This window comes from Pseudomonas sp. LBUM1651 (assembly GCF_059716135.1).
In genome coordinates this window covers 2812155-2829092 of sequence record NZ_CP166805.1, presented here as the reverse complement: position 1 = coordinate 2829092, position 16938 = coordinate 2812155, and the positions used below count along the sequence as shown (strand labels likewise).

Here is a 16938-nt window from a genome sequence, read left to right as displayed (position 1 = left end):
TTCTACTTTTATGACACACCGTCATCGCCAGCAGGCTGGCTCCCACAGGGGTGAGGTTGGCCTAGTACAGGCATTCCACGGCCATTGCCGTGGCCTCACCGCCACCGATGCAAATAGCTGCGACGCCACGTTTCAGGCCTTTCTGGCGCAGGGCCGAGAGCAAGGTCACCAGAATCCGCGCGCCGGACGCACCGATCGGGTGGCCCAGGGCGCAGGCACCACCGTGAACGTTGAGTTTCTCGTGAGGGATTTCCAGATGGGTCATCGCTGCCATGCCAACCACGGCAAACGCTTCGTTGACTTCGACCAGATCGACGTCGTTCAGCGACCAGCCGGTTTTCTTCATCAGCCGCTTGATTGCGCCGATCGGTGCCACCGGGAACAGGCCCGGCGTGTCGGCGAATGCCGCGTGGCCATGGATCACCGCGAGTGGTTTCAAACCGCGTTTTTCAGCTTCGGAACGGCGCATCAACACCAGTGCCGCGGCGCCATCGGAAATAGAACTGGAGTTGGCCGCTGTCACGGTGCCGCCTTCACGGAACGCCGGTTTCAGCGAGGCGATCTTGTCCAGTTTGGCTTTCGGTGGTTGCTCGTCATTGCTGATCACCACCTGCTCTTTGCCGACGGTTACGGTCAGCGGAACGATTTCGTCCTTGAAGCTGCCGTCCTTGATCGCCTGCTGTGCGCGGGTGGTCGACGCGATGGCAAACGCATCCTGAGCTTCGCGGCTGAAGCCGTTGGTTTCGGCGCAGTCCTCGGCGAAGGTGCCCATCAGGCGGCCCTTGTCGTAGGCGTCTTCCAGGCCATCGAGGAACATGGAATCGAGCACACGGCCGTGGCCCATGCGGTAACCGCTGCGGGCGCGGTCCAGCAGGTACGGCGCGTTGGACATGCTTTCCATGCCGCCGGCGACGACAACATCGGCGCTGCCGGCGACCAGCATGTCGTGGGCCAGGATGGCCGCTTCCATGCCGGAACCGCACATTTTATTCAGGGTGGTGCAGCGGGTCGATTTATCCAGCCCGGCGCCCAGTGCAGCCTGACGCGCCGGGGCCTGGCCGAGACCGGCGGGCAGCACGCAGCCGAACAACACTTCTTCAACCGCATCCGGCGCCACACCGGCGCGTTCAACAGCGGCACGAATGGCGGCGGCGCCCAGTTGTGGCGCGGTCAGGCTTTTCAGTTCGCCCTGGAAACCACCCATCGGGGTGCGGACGGCGCTGACGATAACAATGGGATCGTTGGAAAGGGTCATGACAAATCCTCCTTACTTGGCGGCCATGCGCAAGGCACCGTCGAGACGGATCACCTCGCCATTGAGCATGCTGTTTTCAATGATATGCCTGACCAGCGCGGCATACTCGCCCGGTTTGCCCAAACGTGGCGGAAACGGCACGCCAGCGGCAAGGGAATCGCGGACGTCCTGGGTCATGCCGGCCATCATCGGCGTTTCGAAAATACCCGGAGCGATGGTCATCACGCGAATGCCGAAGCGCGCCAGCTCACGGGCAGCGGGCAAGGTCAGGCTGACGATCGCGCCTTTGGACGCGGCATAAGCCGCCTGGCCGATCTGACCGTCGTAGGCCGCAGCCGACGCGGTGTTAATGATCACCCCGCGCTCGCCATCGACATCCGGCTCGGTTTCGGCGATGGCCGCCGACGCCAGACGCAGCATGTTAAAGCTGCCGATCAGGTTGACGTTGATCACCTGGCTGAAACTGGCCAGCGCGTGCGGGCCGTTCTTGCCGAGGATCTTCTCGCCACGGACGATGCCGGCGCAGTTGACCAGACCGTTCAGGCCGCCGAAGGCTTTGACTGTCGCCTGCACCGCCGCCTCAGCTGCCGCTTCGTTGCTGATGTCCGCGACCACGCTTTGCGCACCCAGACGTTCGGCCTGAGCTGCAACGGCGTCGGCGTTCATGTCCACCAGCATCACTTTGGCGCCGGCCGCGACCAGCATTTCAGCCGTGGCCGCGCCGAGCCCGGAGGCACCACCGGTGACGAGAAAAACCTTGTTTTCGATCTGCATCATTGTTTCCTTGGATTCAAGCTGAAACGTTCTTCGCCGCAGCCTCTTGAGCCTTGGCGATTTCCTGGTTGCGCAAGATAAAGCGCTGCAATTTGCCGCTTGGGGTTTTCGGCAACTCACTGACAAATTCGATTTCACGGGGGTACGAGTGCGCGGCCAGGCGCTTGCGCACGTGTTGGCGCAGCTCTTCGGCCAGTTCGGGTGCGGCGCGGTATTGCGCGCTGAGCACGACGAACGCTTTGACCAGCTCAGTGCGCTCCGGGTCGGGCTTGCCCACCACCGCCGCTTCGACCACGGCCGGGTGTTCGATCAACGCGCTTTCGACGTCGAACGGGCCGACGCGGTAGCCGGAGGTGGTGATCACGTCATCACTGCGGCCGACGAAGCTGATGCTGCCGTCCGGGTTCCACTCGACGGTGTCGCCGCTCAGGTAATAGTTGCCGACGAAGGCCTTGGTGGGCGCGCCTTCGTAACCGGCGAACCAGCACATCGGCGACTGGGTGCGGTCGATGGCCAGGATGCCCGGCTGGCCGACGCCCAGTTCCTTGTTCTCGTCGTCGAGCACCACGATGCGGTGGCCCGGCGAGGCAAAACCGGCGGCACCCATGTGTATCGGGTGTTCGAGGCCGTGGTGGTTGCACAGGACCATGCCCAATTCGGTCTGGCCATAATGGTCATGAATCACCACGCCGAGGTTATCGGCGAACCAGCGGATCACTTCCGGGTTCAACGGCTCGCCGGCACTGCTGACGATGCGCAATTTACCCTTGATCGATTTGGCGAACTCGTCACCGCCGGCGATCAGCAGGCGATACGCAGTCGGCGACCCGGTGAGGTTGGTGATCCCGTATTTGTTGATCACCCGGCAGGTGCTTTCGAGGGTGAACGGGCCATCGTAAAAGGTGATCGGATGCCCCATCGACATCGGTCCGGTAACGCCGAAATAGATGCCGTACGCCCAGCCCGGATCGGCGACGTTCCAGAATGCGTCTTCCGGGCGCAAGTCGACGGCGTCACGGGTGTAGCTCTGGAAGGCGACGATGGCCTTGAGCGGCACGGACAATGCTTTCGAGGGACCGGTGGTGCCCGAGGTGAACATCAGCAGGAACGGGTCTTCGCCGGTCAGCAGCACCGGTTCGCAATCAGGGGAATAGTTGGCCAGTTCGGCCCAGAAACTGAAATCACCACGGACAATGCCCTGGCCTTTCGCGCCACCGACAGTGACGATGGTCGGACAGTCGGCAACTTCAGCGAGTTTGGAGCGGTTGACCGCGTCGGTCACCACCACTTTGGCGCCGGAACTGCTCAGGCGGTGCTCAATGGCTTTGGGGCCGAACGCGGTGAACAGCGGTTGATACACCGCGCCGATGCGCCAGGTGGCGAACACGGTAATCAATAATTCGATATTGCGCGGCAGGAGGCCGGCGACCTTGTCGCCTTTCTTCACGCCCTGCGCCAGGAGGAAATTGGCGAAACGCGCAGCCTTGTCCTGCAGGTCGCTGAAGGTGTACGTCGCACTGGCGCCGTCGCGGCCTTCCCAGAACAGCGCGATACGACCTGGCAATGCATGCCGGTCGCAACACTCGACGCAGGCATTGAGGACCGTCAGATCGCCCGCGAGTGCGGCGTCGACGGTGTGCTGATAATTGAACTGTGACGTGGCAGACAAGTAATCGCGCATTGCCAGAATCCCTCTGTATTTTTATTAGGTTGGGGGAACCGTAACCAACAGGGAAATACTCGCTCTGCGCGGGGGGTGGGGCAATGGTCAAAGCTATCAAGTTGTCTGACTGGTTTGGCCAAGGTTTGAGAGGTGTGGTGCCTGTAAGGGCCTCTTCGCGAGCAGGCTCGCTCCCACATTTGGAATGCATTTCCCCTGTGGGAGCGAGCCTGCTCGCGAAGAGGCCGGCTGTATCCATACAAGGTCTGGATCAGTCAGCCTCGTTCAGAATCAAACTCCGATAATGCCCCGGATTCGACCCCGACCACTTGCGAAACGCCTTGTAGAACGAACTCGCATCGGCAAACCCCAGCCGCGTGGCGATCTCGGCAAAGCTGATACTCGGTTCAGCCAGCCAGACGATGGCCAATTCCTTGCGCACGCTGTCCTTGAGCCCCTGATACGTCTGCCCCTCTTCCGCCAGCCGCCGACGCAAGGTCGAGGCCGACATGCACAGTCGTTGCGCCAGAGGTTCGGTCTCCGGCCATTGTTCGGCGGGCAATTGCCGCAAATCGTGCTTGATGCGACTGGCGAGGCTCTCCGGGTCGCGGTACTTGACCAGAATATTGGCCGGCGCATGGGCCAGGAATCGCTTGAGTTCTTCCGCGCTACGTTTGATCGGCAAATCCAGGCAATCGGCCGAGAAGATCATCCGGGTGCGCGGCCGGTCGAAACGCAGGTTTTCGGAGAACATCACCTGATAGTCGTCACAGAAATCCGGCTGCGGGCAGCGCAACTCGATGGCCAGAATCGGAATCCGTCGCCCCGCCAGCCAACAGGCCACGCCGTGAACGATCATCCAGTAGGTGAAATAGGTAAAGGCGCGACGCGGGTCCTGGTCGTCTTCCAAAAGCACGATCTCCGCGAGGCTTTGCTGGCGAACCAGCTGCGCGGGCAGGTGTTCGAGCATCAACGACAGAAACCCCAGCCCCGAGGTCAGCCCGGCGGCGAGGCTCGGCTGGACCATGGAGCAGCGGCACAGAAACGCCAGACTGCCGGATTTGAGCTTGCGCGGGTCCATGCCAAAAAACTCATCGTCCCGACGCCGGGCCAGTAAGCGCCAAAGCCGTGCGTACGCGGTGGCCGGCACGCGGGCTGTGGACGATTCGAGCAGCGCCGGATCGATGCCGACCTTGTTCAACACCTCGTCGGTGGCGGCGCCGGGGGCGCAACTTTGCAACAGCGCTTCACGCACCAGTTGAATGGAGATGGTGTCTTTTTCCGACATTGAGCGGGGTGTGCCCTGTTGTTTGAGTGGTGGGCATATTAGCGCAGCCAACAGCCCGGCGCAGATCACTTGTGGGCACCGAAAATCCCTGTAGGAGCAAGGCTTGCCCGCGAAGCAGTCGACTCGGTCTTGCCGTGAAACCGCATCATCGTTCTTCGCGGGCAAGCCTTGCTCCTACAGAGACGAGGTGATCTTAAGGTTGTTCAGCTTAGGTTCAGGTTAATGTCAATGATTGCTATTTGGGAATGAGTGTCATTATGTTACAAATTAGCACCCTATCTAATTCCGAGACGGTGCTGAATGCTTGTTCCTTTTCTGATCATGCTGCGCGAAGGCATTGAGGCCGCATTGATCGTTGGCATCATCGCCAGCTACCTCAAACAAACCGGCCGCGGCCAATGGATGCCCGCCGTGTGGATTGGCGTATTCCTCGCTGCTGCACTGGCCCTGCTGGTGGGTGGTGGCCTGGAGCTGGTCAGCGCCGAATTTCCGCAGAAACAACAGGAACTGTTCGAAGGCGTGGTCGGCCTGGTCGCCGTCGGCATTCTCAGTTCCATGGTGTTCTGGATGCGCAAGGTGGCGCGTTCGATCAAGCATTCGCTGCACGCCTCCCTCGATCACGCGTTGACCGGTTCCAGACATCAGGTGACAGCGCTGATCGCCATGGTGTTTTTCGCCGTCGCCCGGGAAGGCCTGGAAACGGTGTTCTTCCTGCTCGCGGTGTTCCAGCAAAGCGAAGGCCCGGCCGCGCCGATCGGTGCCCTGCTCGGTCTGATCCTGGCGATCATCGTCGGTTTCCTGATCTACACCGGCAGCATGCGCCTGAACCTCGGCGCGTTCTTCCGCTGGACCGGCCTGTTCATCCTCGTGGTGGCTGCCGGGATCCTCGCCAACTCCGTACAAGCGCTGCATGAAGCCGGGGTCTGGAATCACCTGCAAACCGTGCTGTTCGATTTCAGCGCCACGCTGCCGATGGACGGCCCGCTGGGTTCGGTGCTGGCCGGCATGTTCGGGTATCAGGATGCGCCGACTGTCAGCACCCTCGGCGCTTATCTGATTTACCTGGTGGTGGCGCTGGTGATGTTCTTCATGCCCGCCCCGCCCCCCTGTAGGAGCGAGCTTGCTCGCGATGGTCGTTAACGATAACGCGCAAAACCAGATGTACAGCGGCGCCTGTGGTGTTTTCGCGAGCGAGCTCGCTCCTACAGGGTTGCGATTTCCAGCAATGATTCCAGTCAGTAAGGGCACCCATGCCAAATGAAGCCCCTCCTCAGGCCTCCCCTCCCCGTGCCTTGCGCTGGGCGGTGGCCGGTTCGGTGATCGTGATGATCGCCGCCGCCGGCCTGTTCTACTACGCCTCGAAAATGGCCGCGGCCAAACGTCAGAGCAACCATGACGAAGTGCTGGTGACCATTCACCCGCACAGCTGCGAGCCGAATGCGTTGACGGTGCCGGCCGGTCGAGCCAGTTTCCGCATCGTCAACCGCTCGGACCGCGCCGTTGAGTGGGAAATCCTCGATGGCGTGCTGGTGATCGAAGAACGGGAAAACATCGCGCCCGGCCTTAGCCAGGTGATCAACGCCAACCTGTTGCCCGGCGATTACGCGATTACCTGCGGCCTGCTGAGCAATCCACGCGGCACGCTGCACGTGACACCTACCGCCGCTTCCGATGCCGCGGCCAAAGCCAAACCGTCGATGGTCGCTTTCGTCGGGCCGCTGTCGGAGTTCCGCGTTTACCTCAGCAGCCAAAGCACCGCATTGATCAAAGCCGTCACCGCGCTTGAGCAAGCCATCGAGGCCGGCGACCTGAGCCAGGCGCAAGCGTTGTACGTCCCGGCCCGCATCGCGTATCAGCGCATCGCCCCGGCTGCACAGCGTCTCGCCGAACTCGACAACACCATCAACGCCCGCGCCGATTACTTTGAAAAACGTGAGCAGGATCCGGGCTTCAGCGGCTTCCATCGCCTTGAATATGCGCTGTTCCAGCAACGCACCCTCGACGGCCTGACACCGGTGGCCCAGCGGCTGCTGACCGACGTCACCACGCTCAAGCAACAACTGCTCGCCCAATCGCTGCCGCCGGAACAACTGGTCAGCATTGTGGTGCGCAACCTCAACAACCTGGGCGACGTGCGCGCCAGCAGCGGTGAAGAAGAACGCTACAGCCACACCGACTTGAACGGTTTCGCCGGCAACCTTGACGCTGCCCGCAAAGTCATCGACCTGTTGCGCCCGCTGCTGACCAAGTCCGCCGCCGAACTGCTGCCGACCCTCGACAGCGCCGTCGCCAGCCTCGATGCCGAACTCAACGGCTTCAAGGTCGAGAACGGCTACGCGAACTACGACAGCGTCAGCGCCGAACAGCGCAAACAGATCGCCGACAAGGCCAAGGCGCTGGCCGACGCAGTCGACGGCATCGATCCCGCCCTCGGCCTTTCCGGCCTATAGCAGAAGACGAACTTCAGATGAACGATTCAGAGCAATTCAACCTTCAGCGGCGCCGGATATTGATGGGCCTGGGCGCCGCCGGCGTGGCCCTGGCCGGTTCGGCATTGAGCTGCCCGGCCATGGCCGCCAGCCCCGCGCAAGTCACCGAAGCGCCGAGCAGCGACAAGACCGAGGACCGCCACGATTTCCCTGGCCCGCACCAGAGCGGCATCGTCACTCCGCGACCGGCGTCCGGCATGCTGGTGTCGTTTGATGTGTTGGCCAGCGACCGCGAAGACCTGGAGCGGCTGTTTCGCACACTCAATGAGCGCATCGCGTTCCTGATGAAGGGTGGCCCGGTGGCGCAGGTCGATCCGAAACTGCCGCCGGTGGATTCAGGAATTCTTGGCCCGGTGGTCACGCCGGATAACCTGACCATCACCGTGTCGGTCGGCGAATCGTTGTTCGACGAGCGCTTTGGCCTGGCGAACGCCAAACCGAAACGGCTGAGCCGCATGGTCGGTTTTCCCAACGATGCGTTGGAGGCCGATTGCTGCCACGGCGACCTGAGCTTGCAGTTCTGCGCCAACACCGCCGACACCAACATCCATGCCCTGCGCGACATCGTGAAAAACCTGCCGGACCTGCTGCTGGTGCGCTGGAAACAGGAAGGCAGCGTGCCGCCGCAAGCACCGTCGAAACCGGGCGTGCCGGCACAGAGTGCGCGTAACTTTCTGGGCTTTCGCGACGGTTCGGCCAACCCCGACTCCAACAACGCCAAGGCCATGGACAGCATCGTCTGGGTTCAGCCCGGCAGCGACGAACCGGCGTGGGCAGCCAATGGCAGCTATCAAGCGGTGCGGATCATCCGCAATTTCGTCGAACGCTGGGACCGCACGCCACTGCAGGAACAGGAAAGCATTCTCGGCCGGATCAAAAGCACCGGCGCCCCCATGGACGGTGCCCATGAAACCGAGGTCCCGGACTACGCCAAAGACCCGGAAGGCAAGCTGACCAAACTCGACGCCCACATCCGCCTGGCCAACCCGCGCACTGCCGCGAGCCAGGCCAACCTGATCCTGCGCCGGCCGTTCAACTACTCCAACGGCGTGAACAAGAACGGTCAGCTGGACATGGGTTTGTTGTTCATCTGTTACCAGGCCGACCTGGAAAAAGGCTTTATCACCGTGCAAACCCGCCTCAACGGCGAACCGCTGGAGGAATACCTCAAGCCGGTCGGCGGCGGGTACTTCTTCACCCTGCCGGGCGTAACGGGCGACCGGGATTTCATCGGTCGCTCACTGCTTGACGCAACACAACCAACAACAACAAACGCCTAAACACCCCCACACGGAACCGTCCCATGAAAAAGTCGCCACTCGCGTTACTGCTGACCCTTGGTTTGCTCAACACCCCGCTTTCGGCTTTCGCGGCGACGGCGCCGCTGGAACTGGTAGGTCCGATCTCGGACTACAAGATTTACGTCACTGAACAACTGGACGAACTGGCCAGCCACACCCAGAAATTCACCGACGCCGTGAAGAAAGGCGACCTCGCCACCGCGCAAAAACTCTACGCACCGACCCGGGTTTACTACGAGTCCATCGAGCCGATTGCCGAACTGTTCAGTGACCTCGACGCGTCCATCGACTCCCGTGTCGACGACCACGAAAAAGGTGTGAAGGCCGAAGACTTCACCGGTTTCCACCGCATCGAATATTCGCTGTTCTCCGAGAAGAGCACCAAGGGTCTGGGCGAGTTGGCCGATGGCTTGAACAAAGATGTCAAAGACCTGCAAACCCGCGTGGCCGGCCTGACCTTCCCGCCTGAGAAAGTGGTGGGCGGCGCTGCGGCGTTGCTGGAAGAGGTCGCGGCGACCAAGATCTCCGGTGAAGAAGATCGCTACAGCCACACCGATCTTTACGACTTCCAGGGCAACATCGACGGCGCGAAGAAAATCGTCGACCTGTTCCGTCCGCAGATCGAGAAGCAGGACGCGGCGTTCATTGCCAAGGTCGACAAGAACTTTGCCACGGTCAACAAGACACTGGCCAAGTACAAGACCAAGGAGGGTGGTTTTGAGACTTACGACAAGGTGAAAGACAGCGACCGCAAAGCGCTGGTTGGGCCGGTGAATACATTGGCTGAGGACTTGTCGACGTTGCGTGGGAAGCTTGGGTTGAACTGAGTTTTTGTAGCGTCTGAGCGGGCCCCTTCGCGGGCAAGCCTTGCTCCTACAGAAGATCGCATTCCCCTGTAGGAGCGAGGCTTGCCCGCGAAGGCATTTTCAAACACGCCAACAGCCCCGGGCTTACAAAATCCGGTACAGCAACCGCTCGATCCGCACCCGGCTCACCCGCTTGAGAAACTTGGCCACCGCTGCCGGGTAATCCGGCAGGGTTTCCAGATCCTGATACCGCTCGATGCGCGTGGCGTGCTGGAAAATCTCCGCCAACTCACTGCGACGCGGCTGCAGCAACTCCCCCTTCGGGTCATCAATCAGCAACGCGTTTTCCAGATCGAGGCGGAACGCTCGCGGGTTGAGATTGTTGCCGGTCAGCAAGGTGTAACGCTGATCGATCCACATGCCTTTGAGGTGATAGGTGTTGTCGCCGTCCTTCCACAGGTGCAGGTTCAACTGACCGCTGTCGATGCTGCGGTGATGCCGCTTGGCGAAGCGGCGCAGGCTGATCTCGTAGAGATACGGCAATGCTGCGATCACCTTGAACGGCTCGCTCGGCGGGATGTAGAAGTCGTTAGCGGTCTTGTCGCCGACCACGATGTCGATCTTCACGCCACGTGCCAGCGCCCGGTTGATTTCCCGGGTCACTGCCAGCGGCAGGTTGAAGTACGGCGTGCAGATCGTCAGCTGATGCTGGGCGCTGGCGATCAACTCGCAGATCACCCGGCTCAACGGGTTGTTCTTGCCTACCCCGAGCAACGGACTTACCGACAAACCATCCTTGGCCGTGCTGCCCGTGGTGGTGTCGTACGCGGCGTGCTTGAGGCGGCTGCGCAGGTCGCCAATGTCGTTGCGCAGGCTGCGGGTGGTCGGCAGGTTCGGCAGATCGAGCCGGTGCACCGCTTTCGAGGCGACCAGGCCGTGCTGGACCAGGTGCTGCATCGAATCGGCCAGCGCGCTGTTCTGCAGCAGGTGATAACGGTCGTAGCGGTATTTGTCGAACTTGTGCAGGTAGACGTTGTTGAGACTGGCGCCGCTGTAGATGACGCAGTCATCAATCACGAAACCTTTCAAATGCAGCACGCCGAACAGCTCGCGGGTCTGCACCGGCACGCCGTACACCGGCACAACGCTTTCGTGGGTGCGCGTGGTTTCCTGATACCACGCCGAGTTGCCCGGCTGCTTGCCGGCACCAATCAAGCCACGCTGGGCGCGCAGCCAGTCGACGACCACCACCACGTCCAGTTCCGGACGCGCCAGTTTGGCGGCGTGCAAGGCATCGAGAATTTCCTGGCCGGCTTCATCCTGTTGCAGGTACAGCGCGACGATGTAGATGCGCTGGGTCGCTGCGGCGATTTTTTCCAGCAGGCAACGACGGAACTCGGCAGCGCCAGAGAGGATGGTGACGGCATCGGCGGTCAGCGGAAAACTGCGCAGTTTGGGCAGTAGAGAGCGTTTGAAAAGCGACGGCATAGGGCTCGCAAATGGGTCGAATCCGGAGAGTTTGAGAGCTTACACCATGGATGGGCTTGGGTCTTGTGGGTGTCTGTGCTGCCCCCAATCGCTAGCAGGCTAGCTCCCACAGGGGAATGCATTTCAAATGTGGGAGCTAGCCTGCTAGCGATGGCTATCTAATCAACAAGAAAATATTCTCTTGACCAAGGAGAACGATCGTTCTACTGTTCGTCGCATGAACGAAATCACTAGCAACGACACACGCGACATCATTCTGGATGTCACCGAAAAGTTGATCTACAAAAGTGGCATCGCGGCCACCGGCATGGATCTTCTGGTGAAAACCGCCGGCGTCTCCAGAAAAAGCATTTACCGCTACTTCGCCAACAAGGAGGAGCTGACCGTCGCCGCCCTGCAACGGCGCGACGTGCGCTGGATGCACTGGTACAGAAGCGCCGTCGACCAAGCCGAAACCCCGGCCGATCGCCTGCTCAACCTGTTTACCGTGCTCAAGGCCTGGTTTGCCTCGGAAGGCTTCCGCGGCTGCGCCTTCATCAACACCAGCGGTGAAACCGGCGACCCGCAAGACCCGGTTCGCCTGGTCGCCAGGGAACACAAACAGAAGCTGCTCGACTACGTGCGCGAGCTCTGCACCGAACATGGCGCCAAAGACCCGGAGACGCTGGCCAAACAGCTGCTGATCCTGATCGACGGTGCCATTACCGTGGCCCTTGTCATGGGTGATCACAGTGCAGCCGATAATGCGCAATGCATGGCGCGAAAGTTATTGGACCTGTAACACTTTAACCAAGCCCGACAACTTGCTTGAACTTTAATTTGATAGGGAGACTTTAAATGTCTAACGCCGAAGTTCGTCCGCCATTGCCGCCCTTTACCCGTGAGTCCGCCATCGAAAAAGTTCGCCTGGCCGAAGACGGCTGGAACTCCCGTGACCCGGAACGTGTGTCCCTCGCCTACACCCTGGACACCAAATGGCGTAACCGCGCCGAATTCGCCTACAACCGTGAAGAAGCCAAAGGTTTCCTGACCCGCAAATGGGCCAAGGAACTGGACTATCGGCTGATCAAGGAACTCTGGGCGTTCACCGGCAACCGCATCGCTGTGCGTTACGCCTATGAATGGCACGACGACTCGGGCAACTGGTTCCGTTCCTACGGCAACGAAAACTGGGAGTTCGACGAGAACGGCTTGATGGCCAACCGGTTCGCCTGCATCAACGACATGCCGATCAAGGAAAGCGACCGCAAGTTCCACTGGCCGCTGGGTCGTCGGCCGGATGATCACCCAAGTCTGTCCGATCTCGGTCTATAAGCTCACATAGATCAAAATGTGGGAGCTAGCCTGCTAGCGAAGGGGCCATCAGATTCAACATCGATGTTGACTGACGCGCCGCCATCGCGAGCAGGCTCGCTCCCACAATGGGTTTTGTGGCGGTCAGGCGACTGCGGCTTGTTTCACGCCCGCCTCGGCTTCAAGCTCCCGCACCAACGGCAACACCCGCTTGCCGAAATACTCCACCTCTTCCTGAAAGTGCAGAAACCCCGCCAGCACCAAATCCACACCCACCGCTTTCAACGCCACAATCCGTTCGGCAATCTGCAGCGGTGTGCCGATCAGGTTGGTCTTGAAGCCGTCGTTGTACTGCACCAGATCTTCGAAGGTCGATTTGGCCCAGTTGCCCTCGCCTTCCGGTGACGCCCTGCCCGCCTGCTTCGCCGCATCGCCAAAGGCATTCACCGCGTCTGGATCCGCCTGATCGATGATCTGCGCCAGCACGGCTCGCGCCTCTTCTTCAGTGTCACGGGCGATCACAAATGCGTTCACCCCCACTTTCACCGAATGATTGTTCGCGGCGGCCTTGGCCCGGATATCGTCGACTTGCGCCTTGATGCCTTCGGGGGTATTGCCGTTGGTGAAGTACCAGTCCGACACCCGCGCCGCCATGTCTCGCGCCGCGCGGGAGCTGCCGCCCTGGAAAATTTCCGGTTGCCCCAGCGGCTTCGGTTTGAGGCTGTAGTTGTCGAAGCGGTAGAAGTCACCACGAAAGGTGAAATTGTCCTGGCTCCAGATGCCCTTGAGCGAGCGGATGAATTCTTCGGAACGGCGATAACGCTCATCGTGTTCCAGCCAGTGTTCGCCGATCGCCTGGAACTCACCCTTGAACCAGCCGCTGACGATGTTCACCGCCACCCGGCCATTAGTCAGTTGATCGATCGTCGCCAGTTGCTTGGCGGCCAGCGCCGGCTGCCACGGGCCGGGCAGGATCGCTGCGATCACTTTCAACTTCGTCGTGGCGGCCAGTAGCGCGTGGCTGAAGGCAACCGATTCATGCTGGTACTCGGCACCGTAACCGGCGGTGAAGCGGATTTGCGTCAGGGCATATTCGAACCCCGCCACCTCGGCCAGTTGCGCCAGTTTGCGGTTGTAGTCGATGCCCCAGTGGGTGCGTTGCTCGATCTTGCTGACCACCAGCCCGCCGCTGACGTTCGGCACCCAGTAGGCAAATTTGACGGCTTGCTGACTCATTGGCGTGTCCTCGGGACTTTAGGAGTGTCCTTGGGTGAGAGCAGCAACCGTGCCAGTGCTGTAAGACGACTATCTTGTGCCCGGCGAAAATCCTGTGGGAGCGAGCCTGCTCGCGAAGGGGCCGTCAGATTCGACACATATGTTGATTGAAATACCGCTTTCGCGAGCAGGCTCGCTCCCACAGTGATTGGGGTGTGTCAGGGCAATTTGCTGCGCAGCTGTTGTTCCAGCAACAGTTCAAGCTGCATCTGAATCCCTACACCTCAGCAAATCCTGGCTGCCTCTTCCCGGCATGGACCGTGCAATCGCCCTCGGCACTAACTGCCGATCCAAGGAGCTGCCCCCATGACCGAACACCAGGTAATCAACCCGCTGTCCATTGGCACTGACTATGAAGCGCTGGCCGCAAAATTCCGGCCTGTTTTCCAGCGCATCGCCGCCGGGGCCGTTGAACGCGAACAGTCGCGCAGCCTGCCTTACGAACCGATTCAATGGCTCAAGGAAGCCGGATTCGGCGCGGTGCGCGTGCCGGTCGAGTACGGGGGCGGCGGCGCATCCCTGCCACAGTTGTTTGAGTTGCTGATTGAACTGGCCGAAGCCGATTCCAACGTGCCTCAAGCCCTGCGCGGGCATTTCGCGTTTGCCGAGGACCGCTTGAACGCCGCGCCGGGACCGCCCCGGGATCTTTGGTTCAAACGCTTCGTCGAGGGTGACATTGTCGGTTGCGCCTGGACGGAAATCGGCAGCGTGGCCATCGGCGACGTGATCACAAAAGTCACGCCACATGGTGACCGCTGGCGGCTCAACGGTGAGAAGTTCTACAGCACCGGCAGCCTGTTTTCCGACTGGATCGATGTCTACGCCCAGCGCAGTGACACCGGTGGCGACGTGATTGCGGCGGTGCGCACACGGCAACCGGGGATCGTGCAAAGCGATGACTGGGACGGTTTCGGCCAGCGCACCACGGGCAGCGGCACGTCGCGTTTTATCGATGCCGAGGTGGAGGCCGAAAACGTCATCGACTTCGCCACCCGCTTCAAGTACCAGACGGCGTTTTATCAACTCGTCTTGCTCGCCACCCTCGCCGGGATCGGCCGCGCCGCGTTGCGTGATGTGGCGCATCAGGTGCGGGAGCGCAAACGTATTTACAGTCATGGCAACGCACCGCGCACCAGTGAGGATGCGCAGGTTCAGCAGGTGGTCGGGGAAGTGGCGGCGTTGGTGTATGCCGCTGAAGCCAGCGCCTTGAAGGCAGCGCAACCGGCGCAACGGGCCTATCTGGCGCGGTTTTCGGGGGATGAGGCGCTGGAGCGGGCAGCGAATGTCGCCGCCGAAATCCAATCGGCGAAAGCGCAGGTGGTGGTGTCGGAATTGATTCAGCGGGCGACCACCGAGCTGTTCAATGCGTTGGGGGCTTCGGATATTCGTGAGGGTAAATCGCTGGACAGGCATTGGCGTAATGCGCGGACGGTGTCGTCGCACAATCCGGTGATCTATAAGGCGCGGATTGTCGGGGATTGGGAAATTAATGGGGCTGAGCCGCCGTTTGTTTGGCAGATCGGGAATGGGCCTGCCTCCAAGTGATGTAGCGCCTGAAAACAAGCCATCGCGAGCAGGCTCGCTTCCACAGGGGAATGCGGTCGAATGTGGGAGCGAGCCTGCTCGCGATGAGGCCAGACCAGTCGCCGCAGAAGTTGGATATAGGTAAGATATCGGCCCTTCCCCGCAGCCCCTTGCTGCCCCCCGCCGAATAAGCCGATTCCATGCCTTTCGAACTCAGCGTTGACCTCACCACCCTGGCCATTCTGGCCGTTGTCGCCTTCATTGCCGGTTTCATCGACGCCATTGCCGGCGGCGGTGGTCTGTTGACCACGCCGGCGCTGCTGACCGCCGGCCTGCCGCCGCATCTGGTGCTGGGCACCAACAAACTCAGTTCGACCTTCGGCTCGGCCACCGCCAGCTTCACCTTCTACCGGCGCAAGCTGTTCCATCCCCGGCAGTGGGTGCACGCCATTGTCGGCACGCTGGTCGGCGCGTTGACCGGTGCGGTGGTTGCGCATTACCTGCCCGCCGAATGGCTGAACAAGATGCTGCCGGTGATCGTGTTCGCCTGCGGTCTTTATCTGTTGTTTGGCGGCACGCCGAAAGCGCCGCTGGACAGCAACGCACCGATCAAGAAAAAGTGGCAATCGACCCAAGGCTTCAGCCTCGGTTTCTACGACGGCGTGGCCGGCCCCGGTACTGGCGCGTTCTGGACCGTGAGCAGTCTGCTGATGTACCCCGTCGACCTGGTGAAGGCCAGCGGCGTAGCCCGCAGCATGAACTTCGTCAGCAACATCGCGGCGCTGTCGGTATTCATCTTTTCCGGGCAAGTGGACTGGATCATCGGCCTGAGCATGGGCCTGTCGGTGATGGTCGGCGCATTTTTCGGCGCCCGCTCCGCCATCAGCGGCGGAGCCAAGTTCATTCGTCCGGTGTTCATCACCGTGGTACTGGGCCTGACCGTGCGGCTAGCCTGGCAACACTGGTTCAGCGTGGCCTAAACGCCGCGACACATAAACGTCGATCAGGTAACGGGCAATCGAGCGTGACGCCGGCAACGGCGGCAGCTCGTGCACGTTGAACCACTGGGCGTCCTCGATCTCGTCTTCCTGACAGACAATCTCGCCGCCGGCGTACTCGGCGTGAAAGCCGAGCATCATCGAGTGTGGGAACGGCCAGCACTGGCTGCCCATGTACTGGATGTTCTTGACCTCGATCTGCACTTCCTCGCGAACCTCGCGAATCAGGCAGTCTTCGGCCGACTCGCCCGGCTCGGCGAACCCCGCCAGCGTGCTGTAGACCCCGGTGACAAAACGCGGTGATCGCGCCAGCAGGACTTCATCGCCACGGGTGATCAGCACGATCATGCTCGGCGAAATGCGCGGGTAATAACGCAGGTCGCACGGTTCGCAGTACATCGCCCGCTCCCGGATGACTTGCTTCGTGGTCTGTCCGCAATTGCCGCAAAAGCGGTGTTCGCGAGCCCAGGTGCCGATTTGCGCGGCATAACCCAGCACCTTGTAAACGGCGTGATCACCGTCAAGCATGAACGCCCGCAGGCCTTTCCAGCCGCAGCCCGGCACTTCGCTGTGACTGCGCAGCTCCAGCAGATACACCGGCTCGCCATCCAGGTGGCCTATGCCATGTTCGGCAAGAATCGACAGGTCCTGACGCTTGAGCCATTCGCGCGGGAACAGCGCGCCATTGTCATCGAACAGAAAGCCTTCGGGGCTGCGCGCAACGGCCCAGCCGCCCGATTGATCGGTGTCCAGTACTGCGGTGGTCCAGCGTGAAGTCATTTTTCAA

General features: G+C 61.1%; 15 protein-coding genes. 8 read left to right on the top strand and 7 right to left on the bottom strand.

Annotation, left to right across the window (positions count from 1 at the left end):
• Positions 1-61: 61 nt before the first annotated feature.
• The 4 genes from ACA066_RS13155 to ACA066_RS13140 form a co-directional block, all read right to left on the bottom strand.
• Positions 62-1255 (bottom strand): acetyl-CoA C-acyltransferase, encoded by a 1194-nt coding sequence (locus ACA066_RS13155; RefSeq protein ID WP_497699572.1) that lies wholly within the window; start codon positions 1253-1255, stop codon positions 62-64.
• A 12-nt stretch (positions 1256-1267) separates the two neighbouring features.
• Entirely contained in the window at positions 1268-2029 is a 762-nt protein-coding gene (locus tag ACA066_RS13150; RefSeq protein WP_497699866.1) for an SDR family NAD(P)-dependent oxidoreductase, read from the bottom strand.
• A 16-nt stretch (positions 2030-2045) separates the two neighbouring features.
• Complete coding sequence (locus ACA066_RS13145; RefSeq protein WP_497699571.1) at positions 2046-3710, bottom strand: AMP-binding protein; 1665 nt, start codon at positions 3708-3710, stop codon at positions 2046-2048.
• A gap of 250 nt (positions 3711-3960) precedes the next feature.
• The gene (locus ACA066_RS13140) at positions 3961-4977 is read right to left on the bottom strand and encodes an AraC family transcriptional regulator (RefSeq protein ID WP_497699570.1); all 1017 of its coding nucleotides are present in this window, start codon (positions 4975-4977) and stop codon (positions 3961-3963) included.
• 300 nt (positions 4978-5277) lie between these two features.
• Here ACA066_RS13140 and efeU point away from each other — a divergent pair, with 300 nt between their 5' ends.
• From efeU to efeO (ACA066_RS13120), 4 genes are all read left to right on the top strand, one after another.
• Positions 5278-6117 carry an iron uptake transporter permease EfeU gene (efeU, locus tag ACA066_RS13135; RefSeq protein ID WP_497699569.1) on the top strand — a complete coding sequence of 280 codons (840 nt, stop codon included), beginning with the start codon at positions 5278-5280 and terminating at the stop codon, positions 6115-6117.
• 110 nt (positions 6118-6227) lie between these two features.
• Positions 6228-7427 carry an iron uptake system protein EfeO gene (gene efeO, locus ACA066_RS13130; protein WP_497699568.1) on the top strand — a complete coding sequence of 400 codons (1200 nt, stop codon included), beginning with the start codon at positions 6228-6230 and terminating at the stop codon, positions 7425-7427.
• A gap of 17 nt (positions 7428-7444) precedes the next feature.
• Complete coding sequence (gene efeB, locus ACA066_RS13125; protein ID WP_497699567.1) at positions 7445-8746, top strand: iron uptake transporter deferrochelatase/peroxidase subunit; 1302 nt, start codon at positions 7445-7447, stop codon at positions 8744-8746.
• A 23-nt stretch (positions 8747-8769) separates the two neighbouring features.
• Entirely contained in the window at positions 8770-9594 is an 825-nt protein-coding gene (gene efeO / locus ACA066_RS13120) for an iron uptake system protein EfeO (RefSeq protein ID WP_497699566.1), read from the top strand.
• A 123-nt stretch (positions 9595-9717) separates the two neighbouring features.
• On the opposite strand, the gene pssA is transcribed toward efeO (ACA066_RS13120), so the two are convergent.
• Entirely contained in the window at positions 9718-11061 is a 1344-nt protein-coding gene (gene pssA, locus ACA066_RS13115; RefSeq protein WP_497699565.1) for a CDP-diacylglycerol--serine O-phosphatidyltransferase, read from the bottom strand.
• Positions 11062-11278: 217 nt separating this feature from the next.
• Between pssA and ACA066_RS13110 the strand changes: the two genes are divergently transcribed.
• Positions 11279-11842, top strand: coding sequence for a TetR/AcrR family transcriptional regulator (locus ACA066_RS13110; protein WP_497699564.1), 564 nt, complete (start codon positions 11279-11281; stop codon positions 11840-11842).
• A gap of 56 nt (positions 11843-11898) precedes the next feature.
• Entirely contained in the window at positions 11899-12375 is a 477-nt protein-coding gene (locus ACA066_RS13105; RefSeq protein WP_010460010.1) for a nuclear transport factor 2 family protein, read from the top strand.
• A gap of 123 nt (positions 12376-12498) precedes the next feature.
• Here ACA066_RS13105 and sfnG read toward each other — a convergent pair whose 3' ends face one another.
• A complete protein-coding gene (gene sfnG / locus ACA066_RS13100; protein ID WP_497699563.1) occupies positions 12499-13590 on the bottom strand; it encodes a dimethylsulfone monooxygenase SfnG in 1092 nt (363 codons plus the stop codon).
• A 345-nt stretch (positions 13591-13935) separates the two neighbouring features.
• Between sfnG and ACA066_RS13095 the strand changes: the two genes are divergently transcribed.
• Positions 13936-15174, top strand: coding sequence for an acyl-CoA dehydrogenase family protein (locus ACA066_RS13095; RefSeq protein ID WP_497699562.1), 1239 nt, complete (start codon positions 13936-13938; stop codon positions 15172-15174).
• Between the two features lie 179 nt (positions 15175-15353).
• Positions 15354-16133 (top strand): TSUP family transporter, encoded by a 780-nt coding sequence (locus tag ACA066_RS13090; protein ID WP_497699561.1) that lies wholly within the window; start codon positions 15354-15356, stop codon positions 16131-16133.
• Here the strand turns inward: ACA066_RS13090 and nudC are convergent.
• Positions 16101-16931 carry an NAD(+) diphosphatase gene (gene nudC, locus ACA066_RS13085; RefSeq protein WP_497699560.1) on the bottom strand — a complete coding sequence of 277 codons (831 nt, stop codon included), beginning with the start codon at positions 16929-16931 and terminating at the stop codon, positions 16101-16103. The genes ACA066_RS13090 and nudC overlap by 33 nt on opposite strands.
• Positions 16932-16938: the final 7 nt, after the last annotated feature.